Source organism: Bradyrhizobium sp. Kon56 (assembly GCF_055807635.1).
Window position 1 is genome coordinate 242,501 of record NZ_JBVVOU010000003.1, and the last position, 23,279, is coordinate 265,779.

General features: G+C 63.2%; 18 protein-coding genes, 2 tRNA genes, 1 rRNA gene and 1 riboswitch. Of the genes, 8 read left to right on the forward strand and 13 right to left on the reverse strand.

What is annotated here, in order from left to right; genetic code table 11:
- Positions 1 to 262 precede the first annotated feature (262 nt).
- From AC0L3B_RS06765 to AC0L3B_RS06775, 3 genes are all read right to left on the reverse strand, one after another.
- A tRNA-Ala gene (locus AC0L3B_RS06765) sits at positions 263 to 338 on the reverse strand.
- A gap of 33 nt (positions 339 to 371) precedes the next feature.
- Positions 372 to 448 (reverse strand) — tRNA-Ile (locus tag AC0L3B_RS06770).
- A gap of 188 nt (positions 449 to 636) precedes the next feature.
- Positions 637 to 2,125: ribosomal RNA gene (locus AC0L3B_RS06775) — 16S ribosomal RNA — on the reverse strand.
- 1,029 nt (positions 2,126 to 3,154) lie between these two features.
- On the opposite strand from AC0L3B_RS06775, the gene AC0L3B_RS06780 reads away from it, so the two are divergent.
- Together AC0L3B_RS06780 and AC0L3B_RS06785 are read left to right on the forward strand one after the other, a co-directional pair.
- A complete protein-coding gene (locus AC0L3B_RS06780; protein ID WP_018453272.1) occupies positions 3,155 to 5,218 on the forward strand; it encodes a M23 family metallopeptidase in 2,064 nt (687 codons plus the stop codon).
- Positions 5,219 to 5,376: 158 nt separating this feature from the next.
- Positions 5,377 to 6,996 carry a hypothetical protein gene (locus AC0L3B_RS06785; RefSeq protein WP_473380197.1) on the forward strand — a complete coding sequence of 540 codons (1,620 nt, stop codon included), beginning with the start codon at positions 5,377 to 5,379 and terminating at the stop codon, positions 6,994 to 6,996.
- 100 nt (positions 6,997 to 7,096) lie between these two features.
- On the opposite strand, the gene clpB is transcribed toward AC0L3B_RS06785, so the two are convergent.
- Positions 7,097 to 9,736 carry an ATP-dependent chaperone ClpB gene (gene clpB, locus AC0L3B_RS06790; protein WP_018453270.1) on the reverse strand — a complete coding sequence of 880 codons (2,640 nt, stop codon included), beginning with the start codon at positions 9,734 to 9,736 and terminating at the stop codon, positions 7,097 to 7,099.
- 257 nt (positions 9,737 to 9,993) lie between these two features.
- Here clpB and AC0L3B_RS06795 point away from each other — a divergent pair, with 257 nt between their 5' ends.
- On the forward strand, positions 9,994 to 10,782 hold the full coding sequence (locus AC0L3B_RS06795; RefSeq protein ID WP_018453269.1) for an MOSC domain-containing protein: 789 nt from the start codon (positions 9,994 to 9,996) through the stop codon (positions 10,780 to 10,782).
- Between the two features lie 112 nt (positions 10,783 to 10,894).
- On the opposite strand, the gene AC0L3B_RS06800 is transcribed toward AC0L3B_RS06795, so the two are convergent.
- Complete coding sequence (locus AC0L3B_RS06800) at positions 10,895 to 11,734, reverse strand: TIGR02594 family protein (protein ID WP_473380198.1); 840 nt, start codon at positions 11,732 to 11,734, stop codon at positions 10,895 to 10,897.
- A gap of 198 nt (positions 11,735 to 11,932) precedes the next feature.
- Between AC0L3B_RS06800 and AC0L3B_RS06805 the strand changes: the two genes are divergently transcribed.
- The gene (locus AC0L3B_RS06805; protein ID WP_473380199.1) at positions 11,933 to 12,796 is read left to right on the forward strand and encodes an alpha/beta fold hydrolase; all 864 of its coding nucleotides are present in this window, start codon (positions 11,933 to 11,935) and stop codon (positions 12,794 to 12,796) included.
- Between the two features lie 51 nt (positions 12,797 to 12,847).
- Here AC0L3B_RS06805 and metW read toward each other — a convergent pair whose 3' ends face one another.
- Together metW and metX are read right to left on the reverse strand one after the other, a co-directional pair.
- Entirely contained in the window at positions 12,848 to 13,510 is a 663-nt protein-coding gene (gene metW / locus AC0L3B_RS06810; protein WP_085361203.1) for a methionine biosynthesis protein MetW, read from the reverse strand.
- Positions 13,511 to 13,525: 15 nt separating this feature from the next.
- Positions 13,526 to 14,728, reverse strand: coding sequence for a homoserine O-acetyltransferase MetX (gene metX, locus AC0L3B_RS06815; protein ID WP_473380200.1), 1,203 nt, complete (start codon positions 14,726 to 14,728; stop codon positions 13,526 to 13,528).
- A gap of 90 nt (positions 14,729 to 14,818) precedes the next feature.
- Positions 14,819 to 14,898: riboswitch (SAM riboswitch) on the reverse strand.
- Positions 14,899 to 15,102: 204 nt separating this feature from the next.
- Between metX and AC0L3B_RS06820 the strand changes: the two genes are divergently transcribed.
- From AC0L3B_RS06820 to AC0L3B_RS06830, 3 genes are read left to right on the forward strand one after another with little or no spacing between them, the layout of a single operon-like run.
- The gene (locus AC0L3B_RS06820) at positions 15,103 to 15,951 is read left to right on the forward strand and encodes a chorismate mutase (RefSeq protein WP_026232498.1); all 849 of its coding nucleotides are present in this window, start codon (positions 15,103 to 15,105) and stop codon (positions 15,949 to 15,951) included.
- 34 nt (positions 15,952 to 15,985) lie between these two features.
- Entirely contained in the window at positions 15,986 to 17,080 is a 1,095-nt protein-coding gene (gene hisC, locus AC0L3B_RS06825) for a histidinol-phosphate transaminase (RefSeq protein WP_085350823.1), read from the forward strand.
- Entirely contained in the window at positions 17,077 to 18,015 is a 939-nt protein-coding gene (locus AC0L3B_RS06830; RefSeq protein ID WP_018453262.1) for a prephenate/arogenate dehydrogenase family protein, read from the forward strand. Before hisC ends, AC0L3B_RS06830 begins: the two co-directional genes overlap by 4 nt.
- A 114-nt stretch (positions 18,016 to 18,129) precedes the next feature.
- On the opposite strand, the gene AC0L3B_RS06835 is transcribed toward AC0L3B_RS06830, so the two are convergent.
- From AC0L3B_RS06835 to AC0L3B_RS06845, 3 genes are all read right to left on the reverse strand, one after another.
- Positions 18,130 to 18,867, reverse strand: coding sequence for a hypothetical protein (locus tag AC0L3B_RS06835; protein WP_473380201.1), 738 nt, complete (start codon positions 18,865 to 18,867; stop codon positions 18,130 to 18,132).
- Positions 18,868 to 18,876: 9 nt separating this feature from the next.
- Positions 18,877 to 19,284, reverse strand: coding sequence for a hypothetical protein (locus AC0L3B_RS06840; protein WP_473380202.1), 408 nt, complete (start codon positions 19,282 to 19,284; stop codon positions 18,877 to 18,879).
- A 117-nt stretch (positions 19,285 to 19,401) separates the two neighbouring features.
- Positions 19,402 to 19,698 (reverse strand): hypothetical protein, encoded by a 297-nt coding sequence (locus AC0L3B_RS06845; protein ID WP_473380203.1) that lies wholly within the window; start codon positions 19,696 to 19,698, stop codon positions 19,402 to 19,404.
- 28 nt (positions 19,699 to 19,726) lie between these two features.
- Between AC0L3B_RS06845 and AC0L3B_RS06850 the strand changes: the two genes are divergently transcribed.
- On the forward strand, positions 19,727 to 19,942 hold the full coding sequence (locus AC0L3B_RS06850; protein WP_473380204.1) for a hypothetical protein: 216 nt from the start codon (positions 19,727 to 19,729) through the stop codon (positions 19,940 to 19,942).
- 55 nt (positions 19,943 to 19,997) lie between these two features.
- On the opposite strand, the gene AC0L3B_RS06855 is transcribed toward AC0L3B_RS06850, so the two are convergent.
- The 3 genes from AC0L3B_RS06855 to AC0L3B_RS06865 form a co-directional block, all read right to left on the reverse strand.
- On the reverse strand, positions 19,998 to 20,225 hold the full coding sequence (locus AC0L3B_RS06855; RefSeq protein ID WP_085350732.1) for a hypothetical protein: 228 nt from the start codon (positions 20,223 to 20,225) through the stop codon (positions 19,998 to 20,000).
- Between the two features lie 209 nt (positions 20,226 to 20,434).
- The gene (locus tag AC0L3B_RS06860) at positions 20,435 to 21,760 is read right to left on the reverse strand and encodes a GDSL-type esterase/lipase family protein (RefSeq protein WP_473380205.1); all 1,326 of its coding nucleotides are present in this window, start codon (positions 21,758 to 21,760) and stop codon (positions 20,435 to 20,437) included.
- 242 nt (positions 21,761 to 22,002) lie between these two features.
- The gene (locus AC0L3B_RS06865; RefSeq protein ID WP_473380206.1) at positions 22,003 to 23,187 is read right to left on the reverse strand and encodes a DUF2125 domain-containing protein; all 1,185 of its coding nucleotides are present in this window, start codon (positions 23,185 to 23,187) and stop codon (positions 22,003 to 22,005) included.
- Positions 23,188 to 23,279 lie beyond the last annotated feature (92 nt).

Genomic DNA, 23,279 nt, shown 5'->3' on the forward strand with positions numbered 1-23,279 from the left:
CGGTCAAGCTTCGCTAAAAGGATCATTTACAACTCGCTTGTCTTTCAAAGCAGCCTTGTGAGCTACAATGGAAGACGCACGAGCGCCGAAATGATCCGGAGATAATGAAGTATCGCGCAACAATTACTTGTTGCCCGATCCAACTCGGATCGATCTCCTCTTTACGATGTCAGAAATCACGCAGCTCACTGTCCATCCGGACTAGTAAGTGCGAAGTGATGTTTCGCGGACGACGGTATGAGTAGTCGGTGATCAAACCATCTGGTGGAGCCAGACGGGATCGAACCGACGACCTCATGCTTGCAAAGCACGCGCTCTCCCAGCTGAGCTATGGCCCCGTAACCAGAAGACGAATGCTCACTCGATGAGTGTGGTGGGCCTGGGAAGACTTGAACTTCCGACCTCACGCTTATCAAGCGCGCGCTCTAACCAACTGAGCTACAAGCCCCTAACGCATATCCAGTCAAGGACCAGGGATCTTGCAAGGTTGCAGCCCCAGCGCGTGTTCGTCCGCGAAGAAAGAGAAACGAAGACGGCGAAATCCCGCCAATGCAGCTCAACGATCCTGACGACCGTTGGCCACTGATGTTTCTAAAACGGTTCGATAGAAGCAAGCTTCTGAAGAACCATCCTTAGAAAGGAGGTGATCCAGCCGCAGGTTCCCCTACGGCTACCTTGTTACGACTTCACCCCAGTCGCTGACCCTACCGTGGCCGGCTGCCTCCCTTGCGGGTTAGCGCACCGTCTTCAGGTAAAACCAACTCCCATGGTGTGACGGGCGGTGTGTACAAGGCCCGGGAACGTATTCACCGTGGCGTGCTGATCCACGATTACTAGCGATTCCAACTTCATGGGCTCGAGTTGCAGAGCCCAATCCGAACTGAGACGGCTTTTTGAGATTTGCGAAGGGTTGCCCCTTAGCGTCCCATTGTCACCGCCATTGTAGCACGTGTGTAGCCCAGCCCGTAAGGGCCATGAGGACTTGACGTCATCCCCACCTTCCTCGCGGCTTATCACCGGCAGTCTCCTTAGAGTGCTCAACTAAATGGTAGCAACTAAGGACGGGGGTTGCGCTCGTTGCGGGACTTAACCCAACATCTCACGACACGAGCTGACGACAGCCATGCAGCACCTGTGTTCCAGGCTCCGAAGAGAAGGTCATATCTCTGCGACCGGTCCTGGACATGTCAAGGGCTGGTAAGGTTCTGCGCGTTGCGTCGAATTAAACCACATGCTCCACCGCTTGTGCGGGCCCCCGTCAATTCCTTTGAGTTTTAATCTTGCGACCGTACTCCCCAGGCGGAATGCTTAAAGCGTTAGCTGCGCCACTAGTGAGTAAACCCACTAACGGCTGGCATTCATCGTTTACGGCGTGGACTACCAGGGTATCTAATCCTGTTTGCTCCCCACGCTTTCGTGCCTCAGCGTCAGTATCGGGCCAGTGAGCCGCCTTCGCCACTGGTGTTCTTGCGAATATCTACGAATTTCACCTCTACACTCGCAGTTCCACTCACCTCTCCCGAACTCAAGATCCTCAGTATCAAAGGCAGTTCTGGAGTTGAGCTCCAGGATTTCACCCCTGACTTAAAGACCCGCCTACGCACCCTTTACGCCCAGTGATTCCGAGCAACGCTAGCCCCCTTCGTATTACCGCGGCTGCTGGCACGAAGTTAGCCGGGGCTTATTCTTGCGGTACCGTCATTATCTTCCCGCACAAAAGAGCTTTACAACCCTAGGGCCTTCATCACTCACGCGGCATGGCTGGATCAGGCTTGCGCCCATTGTCCAATATTCCCCACTGCTGCCTCCCGTAGGAGTTTGGGCCGTGTCTCAGTCCCAATGTGGCTGATCATCCTCTCAGACCAGCTACTGATCGTCGCCTTGGTGAGCCATTACCTCACCAACTAGCTAATCAGACGCGGGCCAATCTTTCGGCGATAAATCTTTCCCCGTAAGGGCTTATCCGGTATTAGCACAAGTTTCCCTGTGTTGTTCCGAACCAAAAGGTATGTTCCCACGCGTTACTCACCCGTCTGCCGCTGACGTATTGCTACGCCCGCTCGACTTGCATGTGTTAAGCCTGCCGCCAGCGTTCGCTCTGAGCCAGGATCAAACTCTCAAGTTGGACTTGAACTTTGAACCGGCTGATCACAACGTTTTGACGAGGTCCCACCATTTTTCATCGACCGAAGTCGATGAGCTGCCCGCGATTCACATCGCTGGCAACGATGGTGTAACCTTAAAACGTGTACCGCCGAAGTCTTTCGTCCCCTCTCAGAACTCAAAAGCCAAAGCTCTTCAGTATCCGAGAGGCGCAAGGACTCCGCCGTCCACGTTTCTCTTTCTTCATCTTCACTTGTCAAACAGCCCGGGACCAAGAGGTCCCAACCTTCCAGAGAGGAAGGGTTCCGACACCCTTACCGACGATGGATGAACTCCAATCGACTTACGTCGACTGTTGTGTCACTCAACAAGGTGAGGAGCATCAGTGGCGCGTTCGCTCGCCTTGGTCAGTGACCCGGCGGCGCCGCGCTCAGTGGTCGGGTTATAGGCCCCACCCATCGGGGTTGTCAACGACCATTGTCAGAAAATCGTCGCACGGTGGATTGTTCGAAAAATCCACGCGATTACAGCAGGTTAGAAAGTCGCTGAGCGGCTGGATCGCGCCAGCGCGGAGAAAAAACTCAAAAAAAGTTTGGGCTCGAGAGGGCTCCGGAGGCGGCATGAGGCGACTTGGACGCGACTTGGATCGCTCGTCCCTGGAAGGCCCCTGACGCCCGGCCGTTCGGGAAACTTTCCATATTAGGCGCCGTACTTGAGCCACAATCCCCCGGCGTTCTGGTACAGACAAAGCTTGAATCGCAGGGATGCCAGTGGGGGCTGCCGGCGGTTTGTGTGGGGTCAGAGGAAGGCGATCATACGATGAAGCGGCCTTCTTCAGACATTCGAGACACATCGAGAGATCTTTTTCCGCTTAGCTGTTCGTAAATTCGGCCGGTCCGACATCTGGGCCTTCTGACCGCGGACGCCTATGCGGCTTGCCTTTTCCAGAGACGCCCCGAAGAGGGCGGCTCAAGGAGGGGCTCGAAACAGGGTTGCTCGAAACGGGGCTGCTCGAAATCGGGCTCTCGGATCGTTGATTGGGGGACTTGGGTTGAACCATAGGACGTCACGCGGCGCTTACGGGCGTGAGACCGGGATCATCGATCTCGGCCACGAGCCGCCGCTGTCCGTCGATGGTTCGGAAGCCGCCGTCATCGATCGCCGCCGCGTCTCGGTGCAATGGTTCAGCGGGACGATTCTAACCGGACTTTGCGGCGCAGCCCTGATCGGCGGCGCCGTTTTCGCTTCGCTCGACGGCGAGATGACCTTCGCCAAGGTGCCGGAGCGCGTCGAAGGCGCGCTGCGCGGCGCATTCGGCGCAGCCGACCGCACCGCCACGCTGCACAAGAGCGACCGCCTGCCGCCGCCGAGCGAATCCACGGCCTCGCGCAACATCGTGCGCGTCTCGACCGTCGCCCGCGTCGGCAACCGCGACGTGATGCGGGTGCGTCCCTTCATCCGGATTGCCGGCAATCTGTCGATGACGACGAGCGATCTGTCGGCGAAGATCCCGCCATTCAACGCCCAGCGCCTTCTCACAGATGTCGGATCCGATCCGAAGGCGGCATCCGAGGATCCCAACAATCCGGAAGCCGTCGAACCCGACGCCGAGGTCTCGTTCGTCACCAAGGACCTCTCCCAGGTGCTGCCGAAAGCCAAGATTTCCGCAGTGGTGGCGCTCGACGACATCCTGATGCGGGTCCGCGATGCCGCCAACTGGCGCGGCAATGGCGGGGTGCGCTACGCCGCGCTCTCCAATGCTGCGGCCGACGTCTCCGGCGCGACCGGCCCGTCCGATATCAGAAGCGCCTACGCCACCGAAGTGTCGCCGTCCGATCCCTATGCCGGCTTCGAGACGCGCGTGGTGCCGGAAAACGTCACGCTGCTGCCGAAGACCAAAGAGCAGATCACCGGCGGCAATCCCAACGGCGAACGCGTCCACGTGGTCAAGAAGGGCGACAGCGTCGCCGGCGTGCTGCGCGATCTCGGCGCCACGGCCGAGGAGATCAAGGCGATCACCGCGACGCTTGGGCCGCGCGGCCGCGACGGCGGCCTGAAGGAAGGCGAGAAGCTGCGGATCCTGATGGCGCCCGCAAGCCCCGGCGCCCGCCTGCAGCCCTACCGCGTCGTCATCGCCAACGAGACCATGGTCGAGGCGATCGCGGCGCTGTCCGATCTCGGCAAATACGTCGCGGTCGACGTCTCCAGCATGAACACCGTCGCCGACGCGGCGGCGAACGCCAACAGCGACGACGATGACGAGGATGACGGCACGGGCGTGCGGCTCTACCAGAGCATCTACGAGACCGCGATGCGCAACAAAGTGCCGATGCCCGTCATCGACGACATGATCAAGATCTATTCCTACGACGTCGATTTCCAGCGCAAGGTGGCGCCGGGCGATTCATTCGACGTGTTCTACGCCGGCGAAGACGAAGGCGTGACCGCGAGCGAAAAGAACGACGTGCTGTTCGCTTCGCTGACGCTCGGCGGCGAGACCAAGAAATACTACCGCTACCAGAGCCCCGATGACGGCGTCGTCGATTACTATGACGAGACCGGCAAGAGCGCGAAGAAGTTCCTGGTGCGCAAGCCCGTCAACAACGCCATCATGCGCTCCGGCTTCGGCGGCCGCCGTCACCCCATCCTCGGCTATGTGAAGATGCATACCGGCGTCGACTGGGCCACCTCCTACGGCACGCCGATCTTCGCCTCCGGCAATGGCGTGATCGAGAAGGCCGGCCCCGAGGGCGGCTACGGCAAATACATCCGCATCAAGCACAACAACGGCTACGAGACCGCTTATGGCCATATGTCGGCCTTCGCCAAGGGCATGGAGCCCGGCAAGAAGGTGCGGCAGGGCCAGGTGATCGGCTTCGTCGGTTCGACCGGCGCGTCGACCGGCCCGCACGTCCACTACGAAATCCTGGTCAACGGCCGCTTCGTCGATCCGCTGCGTGTGAAACTGCCGCGCGGCCGCTCGTTGGAAGGCCCGATGCTGGCCGGCTTCGAGAAGGAGCGCGACCGGCTCGACGGCATGATGAGCGGCCGCGCCGGTGCCATCGCCCGGATGTCGGACGCCACCGGCGGTCCGTTGCAGGTCACCAACAGGTAAAGCCGGCGAACCGGGCCGAGATCGGCCAGACATATTCAAGCACGATCCGGATTTGACGACGTCGCGCGGGGCCCGGCTTGGCCGCATCACAACGTCAAGTTTCGTTTGCCAAAGCGGCATGAGGAGCGAATACTTTCCAAAAAACGGGAGGTCTCGCCATGAAGAACAGGCTCGCCTGCGCAGCCTTCGTCGCTGCGGTCGTCTCCGCTACCAGTGTTTCGGCCGAAAACTGGGAGGTCACCAAGCTCGTTCCGGGCTCGGCGTTCCACGGCGTGCACGGGCTTGCGATCGACAAGGCCGGCCATCTGTTTGCCGGCAGCGTCGCGGGCGCGGCGCTCTACGAGGTCGACATCCCCGGCGGTAGCGCGAAGGTTGCAATCCCCGCCCCGATCGGAATGGCCGACGACATCGCATTCGCCCCCGACGGCACCATGGCCTGGACCGGATTCCTGGCCGGCGATCTTTATTCGCGCAAGGGCGACGGCCCGATCAAGAAACTCGCTTCAGGCCTTCCCGGCATCAACTCGCTCGCCTTCCGCAAGGACGGCAGGCTGTACGCCACCACCGTCTTCCTCGGCGACACGCTCTATGAGATCGACGTCGAGGGCGTCAAACCGCCGCGCCAGATCATGGAGAAGATGGGCGGCCTCAACGGCTTCGAGTTCGGTCCCGACGACAAGCTCTACGGTCCGCTCTGGTTCAAGGGACAGGTCGCAAAGGTCGACGTCGACAAGGCCGAGCTGACCGTCGTCGCGGACGGCTTCAAGGTCCCGGCCGCGGTGAACTTCGATTCCAAGGGCGATCTCTGGGTAGTCGACACCGCGCTCGGCCAGCTCGTTCGGGTCGATCCCAAGTCGGGCGCCAAGACCATGGTCGCACAATTGAAGCCGTCGCTGGACAATCTCGCGATCGACGACAAGGACCGAATCTACGTCTCCAACATGGCCGACAACGGCATCCAGGAGGTCGATCCGGCGACCGGCCAGGCGCGGCAGGTGATCATCGGCAAGCTCGCCTTGCCCGGCGGCATCGGCGTCACGTCAGAGAACGGCAAGGATACGATCCACGTCGCCGACGTGTTCGCCTATCGCACGGTGGACGGCGCGACCGGCGAGGTCACCGAGAAGGCGCGCATGCACGCCGCCGGCGTCACGCTCGAATATCCGATGAGCGCAACGGCGAAGGGCAACGATGTGGTCCTATCGAGCTGGTTCACCGGCACGGTGCAGGTGATCGACGGCGAGACCGGGGCCACCCGCGACATGCTGCACGGCTTCAAGGCGCCGCACGACGCGCTCGTGCTCGCGGACGGCAGCATCCTGGTGGCCGAGTTCGGCACCAAATCGCTGGTCCGCGTCAGCGGCGAGCACGGCAAGGATCGCACCACACTGATCGGCGGCCTCGAGGGCCCGGTCGGGCTCGTCGCTGGATCGCGTGGCGAGGTCTATCTCACCGAAGCCTTTTCCGGCGTGATCTCGATGATCGAGAGCAACGGCGAAAAGACAGTCGTCGCCAAGGACCTGAAAATGCCCGAAGGCATCGCCCGCGCCAGAGACGGCAAGCTGATCGTAGCGGAGGTCGGCGCCAAACGGTTGATCGAAATCGTGCCGGAGACCGGCACGGTTACCGAGATCGCGGCCAATCTTCCAATCGGCCTCGTGGGTGCACCCGGAGGACTGCCGACGCACATTCCGACAGGCGTCGGCATCGGGGAATCCGGCACGATCTATTTCTCTTCTGACATCGAGAACGCGATCTACAAGCTCACGAAGAAATAGGTCGCCGCAGTAAGTTCGCCAACAACCCGCAAAACAAACCGCCCCGGAGAGGTTGACATCTCCGGGGCGGCTTGTTGCTTCAGGCTTCGAATGCCGACGATCAGTTCAGCTTCCGCTTGGACACCGGCGCCTCGAACTGGGCGATCTCCGCGGTCTGCGGCGCCTTGCCGTTGAAGGTCAGCACGTTGCCTTCGGAGGAGATCGCAACGTTGTCGCCGTCCTTGACGTCGCCGGCCAGGATCATCTCGGCGAGCGGATCCTGGACGTGACGCTGGATCACGCGCTTCAGCGGCCGTGCGCCGTAGGCGGGATCCCAGCCCTTGGCGGCGAGCCAGTCGCGGCCCGCAGCGTCGAGCGTCAGCACGATCTTGCGATCGATCAAAAGCTTTTGCAGCCGTGCGAACTGGATCTCGACGATCCGGCCCATCTCGCTCCTCTGCAAGCGATGGAACAGGATGATCTCATCGACGCGGTTCAAGAACTCTGGCCTGAAGTGCGCCCGCACCATGCCCATCACCTGCTCGCGCACGGCCGAGGTATCCTCGCCCTCCGGCTGGTTCACCAGAAACTCCGAACCGAGGTTCGAGGTCATGATGATCAGCGTGTTGCGGAAGTCGACGGTGCGGCCCTGGCCGTCGGTGAGGCGGCCGTCGTCGAGCACCTGCAACAGCACGTTGAACACGTCGGGATGCGCCTTCTCGATCTCGTCGAACAGCACGACCTGGTAGGGCCGGCGCCGCACCGCTTCGGTGAGCGCACCGCCCTCGTCATAACCGACATAGCCCGGAGGCGCGCCGATCAGCCGCGACACCGAGTGCTTCTCCATGTACTCGGACATGTCGAGGCGGACCATCGCGGTCTCGTCGTTGAACAGATACTCGGCGAGCGCTTTCGTCAGCTCGGTCTTGCCGACGCCGGTGGGCCCGAGGAACATGAACGAGCCGGTCGGCCGGTTCGGGTCCTGCAGCCCCGCGCGCGAACGGCGAACGGCGGTCGCGACCGCACGCACGGCCTCGGCCTGGCCGACGACGCGCTTGCCGAGCGAGTCCTCCATCCGCAGGAGCTTGTCTTTCTCGCCTTCTAGCATCTTGTCGACGGGCACGCCGGTCCAGCGCGAGACCACCTGCGCGATGTGGTTGGCGGTGACCGCCTCCTCCATCATCTCGCCGGAGTTCTCCTTGGCCTCGATCTCCGCAAGCTGCTTTTCCAATTCGGGGATCCGGCCATAGGCCAGCTCGCCGGCCTTCTGGAATTCACCGCGCCGTTGTGCGTTGGCAAGTTCAACCCGCAAGCCGTCGAGCTCGGCCTTCAGTTTCTGAGCGTCGGAGAGCTTGTTCTTCTCCGCGCTCCAGCGTGCGGTGAGCGCCGCGGACTTCTCCTCGAGATCGGCCAGCTCCTTCTCCAGCGTCTGCAGGCGGCTCTTCGACCCGGCATCGCTTTCTTTCTTCAACGCTTCCTGTTCGATCTTCAGCCGGATGATTTCCCGATCCATCGAATCCAGCTCTTCCGGCTTGGAATCGACCTGCATCTTGAGCCGCGCGGCCGCCTCGTCCATGAGGTCGATGGCCTTGTCCGGCAGGAAGCGGTCGGTGATGTAGCGGTTGGACAGGGTCGTGGCGGCGACCAGCGCGGAATCGGTGATCCGCACGCCGTGGTGCTGCTCGTATTTGTCCTTCAGCCCGCGCAGAATGGAGATCGTATCCTCGACCGAGGGCTCGCTGACGAAGATCGGCTGGAATCGCCGCGCCAGCGCCGCGTCCTTTTCGACGTGCTTCTGGTACTCGTCGAGCGTGGTGGCGCCGATGCAGTGCAGCTCGCCGCGGGCGAGCGCAGGCTTGAGCAAATTGGACGCGTCCATCGCGCCATCGCCCTTACCAGCGCCGATCAGCGTGTGCATCTCGTCGATGAACAGGACGAAATTACCATCGCTCCCGGTCACCTCCTGCAGCACGGCCTTCAGCCGCTCCTCGAACTCGCCGCGATATTTTGCACCTGCAATCAGCGAGCCGAGGTCGAGCGACAGCAGCTTCTTGTCCTTCAGGCTCTCCGGCACGTCACCGTTGACGATGCGCAGCGCCAAGCCCTCGGCGATGGCGGTCTTGCCGACGCCGGGTTCGCCGATCAGGACGGGATTGTTCTTGGTCCGGCGCGACAGCACCTGGATCGTGCGGCGGATCTCCTCGTCGCGGCCGATGACCGGGTCGAGCTTGCCGTCGCGCGCCGCCTGAGTGAGGTCGCGGGCATATTTCTTCAGCGCGTCATACGCGTTCTCGGCCGTGGCGGAGTCCGCCGTTCGGCCCTTGCGCAGCGCTTCGATCGCCGCGTTGAGGTTTTGCGGGGTGACGCCGCCCTTGGCCAGGATCGCGCCCGCCTCGCTGGTCTTCTCCAGCGCCAGGCCGAGCAGCAGCCGCTCGACGGTGACAAAGCTGTCGCCGGCCTTCTCGCCAGCCTTTTCGGCGGCGTCGAAGGTGCGCGCGAGTTCGGGCGCCAGATAGATCTGGCCGGCTCCGCCGCCAGAGACCTTCGGCACCTTGTTCAGGGCGTCCTCGGTCGCCTTCAGGATTGCGCGGGAATTGCCGCCGGCGCGGTCGATCAGGCCGGCAGCGAGGCCTTCATTGTCGTCCAGCAGCACCTTCAGGACGTGCAGGGTCGAAAACTGCTGGTGCCCTTCGCGCACCGCAAGCGACTGCGCGGACTGGACGAAGCCTCTGGAGCGTTCGGTATATTTTTCGATGTTCATTTCGTGGTCTTTCCCTCGGCCTGCCCCTGGAGCCCTCAAAGGCACTCCAAACGGCATCTTCATTGGGTTTCCGATTACCGCATTGACGTTTCTCAACCGGCAACGGTCGTTATCAGCCGGCGCTGGCGCCGGCCTGACCCAGATGTGGGAAGCGAGGCCTCGGACCGGAAGAGGCGAGTTCACAATTTCGTGCGCGGATCCGCCCGCTTGGCGCCGGTGGGCCGAATCCCCTAAGTAGCGGCATGACACCCAGCGCAATGACAATCAGCCAGACCGCCGAGATCACCGGGCTCTACCGCTACCCGATCAAGGGCCTGACGCCGGAGGCCCTGCCCCGCGTCTCCCTGCGAGCCGGCCAGACCCTGCCCGCCGACCGCCGCTACGCCATCGAGAACGGCCCGAGCGGCTTCGATCCGGAAGCACCGCAGTGGAAGCCGAAGATCCAGTTCCTGATGCTGGCGCGGAATGAGCGGCTAGCTTCGCTCGACAGCCGGTTCGAGGACGCGACCAATTGCCTGACCATCCGCAAGGACGGCCAGATCGTCGCCAGCGGCGATCTCGAGACCGCCGCCGGGCGCGCCGCCATCGAGGACTATTTCAGGGAAAATTTTCAGCCGGAGCTGAAGGGCCCGCCCAAGATCCTGTCCGGCCGCGACCACAGCTTTTCAGACGTCGCCCGCAAGGTCGTGTCCATCATCAATCTCGACAGCGTCCGCGCGCTCGAGACCATGCTCGGCGGCGCCGCCGTCCACCCGCTACGCTTCCGCGCCAATCTCTACGTGAAGGGCTGGCCGGCCTGGTCCGAGCTCGACCTCGTCGGCCAGACGCTCGCGATCGGACAGGCCCGGCTGCAAGTGGTCAAGCGCATCAAGCGCTGCCCGGCCACCAATGTCGACCCTGATACCGCCAAGCGCGATCTCGAAATCCCCGCCACGCTCTCGAGCAATCTCGGCCACATGGACTGCGGCATCTATGCCGAGGTGATCGCTGAAGGCGACATCGGCGTGGGCGACGCGGTTGCATTGGAACAGCCGAAGCTGGTGTGACGCTGCGCGCTGGCCCCGCTCCGCCATTGCGAGCGAAGCGAAGCAATCCAGGAATGCGCCCGCGGAGACAGTCTGGATTGCTTCGTCGCTTCGCTCCTCGCAATGACGGCCGTCAGTTCGGCATCACATACGCATAGATCCGGCCGCGCGAGACCGGTGCTTCGCGAACGCGGTTGCCGTTGTTGCCGGAGATCATGATCGGATTGCCCTGCGCGTCGACACCGGTGATGATGCCGACATGACCGCCCCGGCCACCACGCGACATCACTGCGATGGCGCCGACCTGCGGACCGGACACGCGCGTGCCGTAATGCGCGAACGAATTCGCCATGTCGGAGCCGGTGCCACGATGACCGGTCTTTTCGAGCACCATGTTCATGAAGCGCGCGCACCACAGGCTGCCGCGACCGGTCGGATTGCCGCCGACATAGCGGCGTGCCTCGGACACGAGGCCCGACCCACCGCCGAAGCCGCCGCCGCTCGTCGCGCTATTGGCCATGCCGCCGTCATTCGCGTTAGTGGCTATCCCACCTCCACGCCTCATAATTCGACGGCTGGCGCGCGTGGTCATCTCACCGCTGGTAACCATTCCAGCGTTGTCGCTCATGGCCATTCCACGACTGCCGCTCATGGCCATTCCACCACTGCCGCTCATAGCCATTCCAGCGCTGCCGCTTATGGCGATGCCGCCGCTATTGGCGTTCGGATCATAGCTGGCGAAGGTGTTGCCGAAGCCGTTCGCCTGCAATTGCGCCGCGCCGCGCTCGAAGCGCGAGCCGCGTGCATGCCGGTAATGATGATGTCTGCTGGCGTGATGCGCGTAAGCGTGCCGCTCTGCGCTATGACGATGAGGTCGTGCTGACGCCGGAGAAGTGAAGGCGGCGAACGCCGCGAAGAAAACAGCCAGCGCGACGACACAGCGCGACAGGCGAGACGCAAACAACTCGAACATTCTTCATCCTTCGTTGACACCCCACTTCCCCGTCGGCCCGTGCGGTGGCCGACATCCGCGGGCTGTATCAGTATCCTGATGTGGCGAGAACAAGACGCGGCCCCTAAGAATTTGGACGATGATTAATAAGTGCTACCATCGTATGCGCTGACCGCAGGACGGCATTCCAAAGCCGCAGCCACCTCAGGAGAAAACCGGATGCCTCACGCCCTCACGAAGGACAATTGTCGACTCTATTTCGAAGAAGCGGGCACGGGCACGCCGATTATTTTTCTGCACGAATTCGCGGCCGACTACACCAATTGGGAGCCGCAGATGCGCTACTTCTCGCGCGGCCATCGCTGCATCACCTATTCCGCACGCGGCTACACGCCATCGGACGTGCCTGATGGCGAGGTCTACGGCTACACGTATTTCTACACCGATGCGCTCGCGGTGCTCGATCATCTGAAGATCGATCGCGCGCACTTCGTCGGCCTCTCGATGGGCGCCTATTCGTCGCTCCAGATCGGGCTCAACGCGCCCCAACGTGCGCTGTCGATGACGCTCGCCGGCGTCGGCTCGGGCTCGGAGATCGAGAACCTCGACGCCTGGCGCCAGCAGTGCCGCGCCAACGCGGAGCAATTCGAGATGCTCGGCTCAGCCGAAGTCGCAAAAGTCACGCGCGAGGCGCCGAGCCGGATTCCCTTCCTGGTGAAGGACCCGCGCGGTCACGCCGATTTCTATGCCGCCTTGGCGCGACACGACGCCAAGGGATCAGCGCGGACGATGCGCGGCTTCCAGGCCGGCCGTCCCTCGATCTTTACGATGACGGACGCGATCAGAGCGGCCACGACGCCGGCACTCATCATCTGCGGCGACGAGGACGATCCGTGCGTGGGCGCAAGCCTGTTCCTGAAGAAGCATCTGCCGGCGGCAGGGCTCGCCATGTTTCCAAAGTCCGGCCACGTCCTCAATCTCGAAGAGCCAGCGCTGTTCAACGAAACGGTGGAACGGTTCGTCACGCTGGCGGAAGCGGGAAGATGGCCGGTGCGCGACCCGAGGTCACTGGCGGCGCATTAGCGCGAAGGCGTCACCAGGTACTGGGTCGCGTAGATGGGGTAACGGGCCGGCCTACTTCCTGCCGCCCCGCGTCAGCAGAAACACGCCCTGCTCGCCGAACAGATTCCACACCCACCAGGGCATCCGCAGCCGCAGCGGACGGCCGTAGAGGTCGAGCGCCTCGGCACGTTCCATCTTGACGTCGATCGCGTCGCAGAGCTCGACGAAATCCTTGATGGTGCAGAAATGGATGTTGGCGGTGTCATACCAGCTTGCCGGCAGGTTCTCCGTGCGCGGCATGTGGCCGCCGATCAGGAGCTGGAGCCGCATCTTCCAGAAGCCGAAATTCGGGAACGACACGATGGCGCGGCGGCCGATGCGCAGCAAATTCTCCAGCACCACTTTCGGCTGCCGCGTCGCCTGCAACGTCTGCGACAGGATCACGTAGTCGAAGGCGTCATCCGGATAATTCACGAGGTCGGTGTCGGCATCGCCCTGCACCACCGCAAGACCCTTGGCGACGCAGCGGTTGACGCCCTCGCGCGACAGCTCGATGCCGCGGCCGTCGACGCCGCGGGTTTCCAGCAGTTGGAGCAGGTCGCCCTCGCCGCAGCCGACGTCGAGCACCTTCGAGCCCGGCTTGACCATCTCGGCCACCAGCACATGGTCGGCGCGAAAATCACCGGGTTGCCCGGCCACAACGCCGCCGAGCGGCAACGTTTCCTGTACAGACATGCCTAGTCGTCCTTGTTAAGCATTCCTGGCGGTAAGCCCGCGCGCCTTGCCCGCCGATTGCAGGAAGGCACGGGCGATGTCGAAGAACTCGGGCACGTCGAGCAGGAACGCGTCGTGACCGCGATCGGTCTCGATCTCGGCGAACGACACCCGCGCACTCGATGCATTCAGCGCGTGCACCAGCGCGCGCGATTCCGAGGTCGGGAACAGCCAGTCACTGGTGAAAGAAACCACGCAGAAGCGGGTCTGGATTCCCGCGAACGCCTTCGCCAGCACGCCACCATGGTCGCCGGCGATGTCGAAATAGTCCATCGCGCGAGTCAGATAGAGATAGGAGTTGGCGTCGAAGCGCTCGACGAAGGACGAGCCCTGGTAGCGCAGATAGGACTCAACCTGGAAGTCGGCGTCGAAAGAGAAAGTCGGCAGCTCGCGGTCCTGCATGCGCCGCCCGAATTTTCGATGCAGCGCGGCGTCGGAGAGATAGGTGATGTGCGCCGCCATCCGGGCGACAGCGAGGCCACGATGCGGATGGATGCCTCGATCGGCATAGCCGCCATGGTGCCAGTCGGGGTCGGCCATCACCGCCTGGCGGCCAAGCTCGTGGAACGCGATGTTCTGCGCCGAGTGTCGTGTCGAGCAGGCAATCGCCAGCGCGGAGAACACGCGACTCGGATACGCCGCAGTCCATTGCAGCACTTGCATGCCGCCCATCGAGCCGCCGACGACCGCGAACAGCGTGTCGATGCCGAGCCGGTCGATCAGCATCGCCTGCGCGCGCACCATGTCGGGGATGGTGATGACGGGGAAATCGAGCCCCCAAACCTTGCCGGTCGCGGGATTGATCGAGGCCGGGCCGGTCGAGCCCATGCAGCCGCCGATCACGTTGGAGCAGATGATAAAATATTCGTTGGGATCGAGCGGCCGGCCGGGGCCGACCAAGGTCTCCCACCAGCCGGGCTTGCCGGTGACAGGGTGCACGTTGGCGACGTGCTGGTCGCCGGTCAGCGCATGGCAGATCAGGATCGCGTTGGAGCGATCGGCATTCAGCTCGCCGTAGGTCTGGTAGGCGATCTGGAACGGGCTGAGATCGACCCCGCAGTCGAGCCGCAGCGGCTGCTCCGAGCCGAACTGCGCGACGTGCGAACTCGGATGATCCACCTCGTGCGACCGCTCGTCGGCGGTGATCGCGGGACTCGGAATGGACTGGACGCCAACCATCTGACCATCGACCTCGTTTGCGATCGTAGAAGTGACCGCATTGACATCAGGCCATGAAAAACCCGGCCTGAACGATAGGTTCGGCCGGGATCGAAAGCGTCCCCGGCCTGTTTAGCGAGTTTTTTAACGTGGCTGCAAGCCGGCCGGCTCAAATGACCACGGAACGGGTAAAAACTACCGTCTTGGACGGTTTTCGTCAAGTCACGGCCCGGATCAGCCAAATTCGCCTGTCGCGCCACGGGCGGAAAGGGCCCGATTTCTCTTTGCATTTCTCTTTGCTTTCGCAGCCCCGACTGCCTAATCAGGATATCCATCACAGCGGTGACGGCTCGACTGATCCGCATTGGAACGCCTCTCAGCAGCACCTGTCAGACATGTCCCAACGTCCGCCCGCGCCACCATCACTCCAGGAATTGCGTAAGGAGATCGACGCGATCGACGAAGGCATGCATCGCCTGCTGATGCAACGCGGCGACATCATCGACCGCCTGATCCAGGTGAAGCAGACCCAGGAGGTCGGCTCGGCGTTCCGCCCGGCACGCGAGGCCTCCATGATGCGCGACCTCGTGCAGCGTCATCGCGGCATCCTGCCGCTCGACACGGTCGAGAGCATCTGGCGCGTCATCATCGCGACCTTCACCTATGTCCAGGCCCCGTTCTCGGTCCACGCCGACATCTCGGCGAGCGAGCCGGCCATGCGCGATTCCGCGCGATTCCATTTCGGCTTCACCGTGCCTTACGTCGCGCATTTCAGCGCGCAGGCGGCGGTCGAGGCCGTCGCGAAGTCCAAGGGCGATCTGGCGCTGGTCTCGGCGACCTCGAGCCGCACGCCGTGGTGGCTGTCGCTGGAAGAAGCTGGCGCGCCAAAGATCATCGCGCGGCTGCCCTTCGTCGAGCGCGCCGACCATCCGGCGGCGTTGCCCGTGTTCGCGGTCTCGCGCGTCGCCGACAGCGCGCTGGTGACGGAGGTCGAGACCTTCAGCGTACGCGTCTCTGGGTGGAATGCGGAGGTCGCGCGCGCCCTGTCGCCGCTCGCCGAGATCGTGGCGGTGCCCGACACCGCCTTCGACGGCGCCGCGCTGCTGGTCTCGGTCACCGCGACAAGCAGCATCGACAAGATCAAGGCTGCCCTGATCGAAGCGGGGGCCTCGGTGCGCTCCACGGCCCTCGTCGGCAGCCACGCAACGCGCTATACGGTGCCCCCGACCGGGTCGAAATCGTAAGTCGCGAACCGCTTAAGCCAGTCCGGAGTTGAAGATGTCCCGCCCCGTGCCGAATCCCGGCATTCTCGATATTGCGCCCTATACGCCCGGCAAGACCCCGGTGGCAGAGCCCGGCCGCAAGGTGTTCAAGCTCTCGGCCAACGAGACGCCGTTCGGGCCCTCGCCGAAGGCGATCGAGGCGTTCAAGCAGGTGGCGGATCATCTGGAAGACTATCCGGAAGGAACCTCGCGCGTGCTGCGCGAAGCAATCGGGCGCACCTTCGGGCTCGATCCCAACCGCATCATCTGCGGCGCCGGCTCGGACGAGATCCTCAACCTGCTCGCCCACACCTATCTCAGCCACGGTGACGAGGCGATCTCGACCACGCACGGCTTTCTGGTCTATCCGATCGCGACCATGGCCGTCGGCGCGAAGAATGTCATCGCGGCCGAGAAGAACCTCACCTGCGATGTCGACGCCATCCTCAAGGCGGTGACGCCGAAGACAAAGCTGGTCTGGCTCGCCAACCCCAACAATCCGACCGGCACCTATGTGCCGTTCGACGAGGTCAAGCGCCTGCGCGCCGGCCTGCCCTCGCACGTGCTGCTGGTGCTGGACGCAGCCTATTGCGACTACGTCTCGCGCAACGATTACGAGATGGGGATCGAGCTGGTCGCGACCACCGAAAACACGGTGGTGACCCACACCTTCTCCAAGATCCATGGTCTTGCGGCGCTGCGCATCGGCTGGATGTTCGGCCCCGAGCACATCATCGACGCGGTCAACCGCATCCGGGGTCCCTTCAACGTGTCGACGCCGGCCATGTACGCCGCCGTTGCCGCGATCGAGGACACAGCGCACCAGGCCATGTCGAAGCAGTTCACCGAGACCTGGCGCAACTGGCTCGCCGAGGAGATCGGCAAGCTCGGGCTGAAGGTGACGCCGAGCGTCGCCAATTTCGTGCTGATCCACTTCCCGACCGAGGGCAAGACCTCGGACGCAGCCGACGCCTTCCTCACCAAGCGCGGGCTGGTGCTGCGCGGCTTGAAGAACTACGGCCTGCCGCATTCGCTGCGCATGACCATCGGCACCGAGGAGGCCAACCGCCTCGTCGTCGAGGGCCTGCGCGACTTCATGGCCGGACGATGAGCGCGACCCCGCACTTCCAGCGCGTCGCGCTGATCGGCTTCGGCCTGATCGGGGGCTCGATCGCACGCGCCGCGAAGCTCCAGGGTCTGGCTTCCGAGATCGTCACCACCGCGCGCTCGGAGAAGACGCGCGCACGCGTGATGGAGCTCGGCATCGTCGATCAGGTCGTCGCGACCAATGCGGAAGCCGTGAAGGACGCCGATCTCGTCATCCTCTGCATTCCCGTCGGCGCCTGCGGCCCGGTGGCGCAGGAGATCTCCGCGCATCTCAAACCCGGCGCGATCATCTCCGACGTCGGCTCGGTCAAGGGCGCCATCGTCAGGGATATGGCGCCGCACCTGCCGGAAGGCGTCCATTTCGTGCCGGCGCATCCCGTCGCAGGCACCGAGCATTCGGGTCCCGATTCCGGCTTCGCCGAGCTCTTCATCAACCGCTGGTGCATCCTCACCCCGCCGGAAGGCGTTGATGCGGCTGCCACCGATCGCCTGCGCGCGTTCTGGGCGGCGATGGGTGCCAAGGTCGAGATCATGACGCCGGATCATCATGATCTCGTGCTCGCGATCACCAGCCATCTGCCGCATCTGATCGCCTACACCATCGTCGGCACCGCCGACGAGCTGGCGCAGGTGACGGAGTCAGAGGTCATCAAGTTCTCCGCCGGCGGCTTTCGCGACTTCACGCGCATCGCCGCCTCCGATCCGACGATGTGGCGCGACGTCTTCCTCGCCAACAAGGAAGCCGTGCTGGAGATGCTCGGCACCTTCACTGAGGATCTGGCAAAGCTCACCCGCGCAATCCGCCGCGGCGATGGCGAGGCGCTGTTCGACCACTTCACCCGCACCCGCGCCATCCGCCGCGGCATTGTCGAAATCGGCCAGGATTCGGCCGCGCCCGATTTCGGCCGGCCGCATGCGCAGCTCGGCAACAAGCCGTAGCACCGAAGTGGCCCGGATGGAGCGCAAGCGTAATCCGGGACTTCCGTCGCTTGAGGCAGGATTCCCGGATCGCGCTTCTCTCCATCCGGGCTACGAGCCTGCGTGGCTCCGTGACTAGAATGGGTAGTACCGGATCTGCGTCATGACGACGTTGTCGTCGGTCTTCGGCGCGCCGCCGACGCCGGCGAACGCGAACCGTTGCGTGTAGGAATATTGCAGGCCGGCTTTGAGCGTCCCGAAATTGCCTTGGTAGATGGTGTCGTAGATCCCGGCCGTGATCTGCCGAACCTCCCTGGTGTTGCCGTTGCAGGTCGCGCCCGCCGAGTTTTCGGTGAAGCAGCCGGTGTTGTTGTAGAGCGGATTGCCGTAGCCGAACGGCACCGTTCCAACATTGGCGAAATTCGCCTTGGCCTTTTCGAGGCCTGCATAGGAGTAGACATCGAGGCTGGGAGTCGCGTGCCAGATCAGGCCGACGGCGGCCGCCGTGATCGTCAGCGGGAGGATGGTGCCGTCCTGCGCCACCGCCGCGTCGGGGAACGGTGTTGCCGTGAAGCGGCCCAGCACGCCGTGCGAGCCATAGAGCTGAAGATCGAGGGTTTTCGGAATCAGCTCGGCGAAGATGTGTCCACCAAAGCTTCCTGTGTCGTAGGTGTGGTTGGCGTTGTTGAAGCGGTCGGACAACTGGCGGTAGAGCGCCCACCCCTCGACATGCAACTTATAAGGCCCGAGCCTTGGGTCCCAGGCGGCCTTGACCGTGACGTCGGGCACCTGATTCAGGCTGACATTGTTGAGGTTGTTGAAGAAGCTGCCGCCGGGACCGGTCAGATTGACCTGAAGGTTCGGGTTCAGCACGCCCTGCGGTCAGATGGCGGGTGTGCCGACGGCCCGGACATTGCCGCCGAAGAACGCTGTCTGGGCATTCTCGACCGACGCAGCCAGCTTGAACTCCGGTCCGATGTCCTGCCAGACGCGCAGCCCGGGCTGCCGTGCCGCAAGAAATCCCGGAACGGATTCGAAGTCGATCACGCCGGGCGCATCGACGCCGCGAGGATCGATGCCGGACTTGGTCGGCGCGTTCAGCGACCAGGATTGCCCGGCGAGGAAGTGAAGACCGAGATCGCTGCGGTCCAGTTCCAGGCTGAGCTGCCGCATGCGCGGATTGAAGGAGTTGGTCGCAACCGAGCTCGCCGTCTGAGCCGCACCTTCGAAATCGATCTCGCCATAACCCGCGAGGTGCGTATCGGCATCGGCATTGCCCTCGGCCAGCACCGAGAACCTGCTCTGGCGTGCCGAGAAGCGCGTTTCCGGGATGTTGAAGTTGCGGCTCTGCTGATAGGGTATGAAGTTGTAGACCGAGCCGGTATCGGAAGCGAGATTGCGCGAGCGCTAGATGCCGGTGAGATCGACCCAGCCACCGAAGGTCAACGTCACGCCCTTGTAGCAGACCTTGCCAGCCGCACATGGATCGGCGGCGAGCGCCTTGTAACTTGCTGGTAACTGAACGGCCTTCGCCTGCGCTTCAACCTGTCGCGTCTTGCGCGCCTCGGAGTCCACGCGCTGCTGGAGCTCCTTCAGGCTCGCCTTCAGCGACTGGATTTCGGTTGTGACATTGTCGTCGGCATGCGCCTGCCCTGAACAGGCAGCGAGAATACCCAGCATCAGTCCGCAATTGATGATCCGCACTTGAAGCTTCCTCCATTTGGGAAGCGGATTGGATTCCGCGCGCCATCTCCGGCGCATGCATGCTTCCCTGGTGTGGAGTGATTTGAATGCGGCTGCGGTTATTCGCGGCGCCGTGCATCTTCTGCATCACGTTTTCCTGACGATCCTGTTTGGAATATTTTCGTTGGCTGTCGATCCACACGCGCGACTGTCGCGATTGTCCAAGGCAACTTTTCAAGGCATCGTTCAAGGCAACGCGCATTAGGCCCGGCCGGGACATGACCGGGCCCAGTTCGCGACGGCCAAGTGGTGGATGGCGGCTATTTGCCCTTGGTCGCGCGCATCACCGTTGGGCGCGGTGATTTCGGCGAGGGGACGAAGGCCATCGTCTCCCGCGTCGTGGGATTCGAGACGTTGCGATCACCGTTCGGATGCATCGAGGCGTATGCTGCCGGCTCCTGCGACTGCCATTGCCACTGCGCGAACGCGGGCGTCGCGAGCGTGGTCGAGATGGCGATACCGGCAATGAACAGCCTGGACTTGATCACGATATCTCTCCTACCTGGGCGACCGCATCATCGTGCGGCCGACATGGAGAGAGAGCGGAGTTTGCGGCTCGGCATTCCCAGCCAGTCATCACGATCCGGCGAAGCGGCCGTGAGTTCAGCTCGTAACCCGCATGGAGGGAGTTACGACAGCTGAGGGCGATGGATGGGGAGAGGAGACTCTGAATCCATCCTACTGCTTCGCGCTACGACTAATCTTTCCCGGCTTGAACAGATCGAGGTCGATGGCCTGTCCCATCGCCCAGATATCCGGTGCGGTTGGGATGAAGCTTGTCGCCGGCGCCACCAGTCGTGCTTTCGGGAACGAACTCCGGCTTGAGGCCACCCGAGGCCGGATCGAGCGTCGCCCGATCAAAATCGATCACACCGTCGAATGTCCCCGAGCTACGGATGAATGCGTTGAGCGCCTTGCGCTTGTCATCCTGCTCGGGAAAACCATGTGCCGCGCTGGTGCTACCCAATGCCGAAACGACGGTGGCGCCGATGATCCGGGCTTGCGGCCATTTCGCACGTAGCCTCGCGACGCCATCCTTCATCGCGGCGATGACTTGGTCGGTGGTAAAATTGCCGTTCTTGCTGAAATCGTTGATACCTTCCAGCCAGATCAGGCTCGATATGCCGGACAGCGACAGCACGTCACGCTCGAGCCGCTGGCCCGAAGCGGGGCCGCCCGCGTACGGTTTGTCGGGACCATATTCGGCCGGGCCTGCGATTTGGTTGCCACCGATGCCGCCATTCACTACGGCAACCTTGTTGCCGTAGACCGCCTTCAGGCGACGCGACAGCACGTTGGGCCAGCGATCGTCGCCATTCATGGTTGAGGCGGTCCCGTCGGTAATCGAATCCCCAAACGCCATGATGGCGAAGGCATCGGCAGGCGCAGTCATCTCGATCGCATCGAGGAAGAACCATGACGCAGTCGCATAGGGGAAGGAAGCCTCGTCTTCGAGGGCGCCCTTCGCGCCGGCGCCGGGCGCACTGACATAGGAGGTGGTCAGCGCTTTGGCGTGCCAGGTCATCGGGCCGCTCTGGCCGGCGACATGAAAACTGACCGCAAGCCGGCGGCCGGCGAGGTCATCGGGCCGCTTTGCAAACGGCAGCGCGATCGCATCGCTCCAGACCGAATTCCCCGGCGACACCGTAACGGAAGCCGTGCCGGCGAACGTAACCGGAATGTTGGAGCCGCGGATCAACGCGGCACTGCCCGACTGCAGGCCGACGTAAACGCCGTCAAACGTGACGGGTTTGGTGCCGAAGGCGTTGCTGAGCCGGATGCGGGCCTGACGGCCCCAGATATCCGGCCGCACGATCAGGCGAAAGGTCTGGTCCCGCGCACCGGCCGCAGGCTCGGGAAACGCGAATTTCTGTTCGGGCTGGGCTGACGGATTGCCGACGGGGTATGGGCCCTGAACCGCGCCCGTCCAGGACACCACCCAATGTTCGCTATCCTTTGCGGTTGCGGTCTGAAGCGAGGCAACGAGCAGCGATGCTGCCACGAGACAATTCAACGCGCGCATTGTTTCCCCCGAACCCCAGATAATTTGGGCGCGGCCTTAGAGCCGTCAGTTGGTCTTCAATAGGGCGGCAGAACGCTACCTGTCCAGACGCACTGTCGCACTCCTCGCCCGACGCAGGAGAGGACCTCGCAGGTTGCGTCACCGGCGCCGACAAGAAGCTCTTCGCAGAAGCGATCTGTTCACAGTTTCGAACGCATCAGACGGACCGAGCTGTCCGCCCGGCAGGTTTATGAATTCACGACCTAATACAGCGGCGGGATCTGGCCGACCTTGACCGGGCCGAGCAGCACGGCGCCGTCGACGAACTTCAGCGGGAAGCTGCGAGCCTTCTTGCCTTCCAGCGTGCTCTCGGTGCCGATCGAATTGATGCCGGCGGCAACGCCTGCATTGGCGTTCTGCTTGATGACCTTGCCGAGGCCGGGAACGGCACGGTCGAGCGCACCGAACAGATTGTTGAGGTCCTGCGACTTCACGCCGGGCGCGACGCGATCGAGGGTCGCCTGCGGCACCCCCTCCTGCAGCATCTTCTCGATGCCGAGCGCGGGGATCACGCGCTCCAGGCCCGTCACGGTCATCTGCAATTCGCCATCGAGGCGGCCGTTTGCCGAGAGCCCGAGCGTGCCGGCCGCAACCGCGATCATCTCGCCCTGCTGGATGCGGGACTGCACGATCTCGATATGGCCGCCGGCGGCCTGGATCTCGCGGAAGCGCTGCGGCCACGGCTTTGGCGTGAGATCGGACAGTCCGGTGATCTTCGCCCGCGTGTCGGCCTCGAACGGCTCGGCGAGCAGCGGATGAACGCCCTGGACGCTGCCCTGCGCGATCTGGAGCACGGTCTCGATCACGGGATGATCGGACGGAGATCCATCCGCAAGGCGTCCATGCAGCTCGACCTGTTTTGCGCGCGCGAGCGGCACCTGCATGCTGCCGTCGACACGATTGACGGTCGGCTCCTCGAACACGATGGAAGCGCGCTCCGGCACGGCGGGCAGGCCGACCACACTGCTGCGACCCTTGCTCCAGTTCACCACGAAGGTGCTCTGCGTGACGCCGTCAGTGAGCGTCGCGGGTGCGGTAAATTCGGCGATGACGCGCTTGGGATCGTAGACTTGGGCGACGACCAGGATGTTGTCGAGCTTCGCCGTGAACGGCGTCTTGCTGGCGTTCTGCGACACCAGGGCGACGCTGGCGCCCGAACACCGGACCTCGAAGCGGAAGGGGAAGCCCGCGATCGAGCGCTTGGCGCAATCATAGACGCGGCCGGATTTGGCCTCCTGCGCGCGCCAGGCATCGGCGGCGATTTCGGCCTGCGACGCCGCATAGAACCAGAAGCAGCTCCACGCCACCGCGAGGATCAGGAGGATGACAGGGGCGATGAAAAGGCCCCAGCGGGAGCGCCGGCGTGCGGTAACGGTCATATCGGACATGCGGCGACCCTTTGACCCCTGATTTTGTCAAATGTAAGCGAGGTTGGCGTGCTCCGAAAGGCGGAGAATTCGCTTCGCTTGGGAGCGCGGTT

What these genes read in the sequence shown, in the direction of transcription:
- AC0L3B_RS06785 (WP_473380197.1), top strand. Translation starts at nt 5,377, where the DNA reads ATGAAGAACAGGCTCGCCTGCGCAGCCTTCGTCGCTGCGGTCGTCTCC.
- clpB (WP_018453270.1), bottom strand. Translation starts at nt 9,736, where the DNA reads ATGAACATCGAAAAATATACCGAACGCTCCAGAGGCTTCGTCCAGTCC.
- AC0L3B_RS06795 (WP_018453269.1), top strand. Translation starts at nt 9,994, where the DNA reads ATGACAATCAGCCAGACCGCCGAGATCACCGGGCTCTACCGCTACCCG.
- AC0L3B_RS06800 (WP_473380198.1), bottom strand. Translation starts at nt 11,734, where the DNA reads ATGTTCGAGTTGTTTGCGTCTCGCCTGTCGCGCTGTGTCGTCGCGCTG.
- AC0L3B_RS06805 (WP_473380199.1), top strand. Translation starts at nt 11,933, where the DNA reads ATGCCTCACGCCCTCACGAAGGACAATTGTCGACTCTATTTCGAAGAA.
- metW (WP_085361203.1), bottom strand. Translation starts at nt 13,510, where the DNA reads ATGTCTGTACAGGAAACGTTGCCGCTCGGCGGCGTTGTGGCCGGGCAA.
- metX (WP_473380200.1), bottom strand. Translation starts at nt 14,728, where the DNA reads ATGGTTGGCGTCCAGTCCATTCCGAGTCCCGCGATCACCGCCGACGAG.
- AC0L3B_RS06820 (WP_026232498.1), top strand. Translation starts at nt 15,103, where the DNA reads ATGTCCCAACGTCCGCCCGCGCCACCATCACTCCAGGAATTGCGTAAG.
- hisC (WP_085350823.1), top strand. Translation starts at nt 15,986, where the DNA reads ATGTCCCGCCCCGTGCCGAATCCCGGCATTCTCGATATTGCGCCCTAT.
- AC0L3B_RS06830 (WP_018453262.1), top strand. Translation starts at nt 17,077, where the DNA reads ATGAGCGCGACCCCGCACTTCCAGCGCGTCGCGCTGATCGGCTTCGGC.
- AC0L3B_RS06860 (WP_473380205.1), bottom strand. Translation starts at nt 21,760, where the DNA reads ATGCGCGCGTTGAATTGTCTCGTGGCAGCATCGCTGCTCGTTGCCTCG.
- AC0L3B_RS06865 (WP_473380206.1), bottom strand. Translation starts at nt 23,187, where the DNA reads ATGTCCGATATGACCGTTACCGCACGCCGGCGCTCCCGCTGGGGCCTT.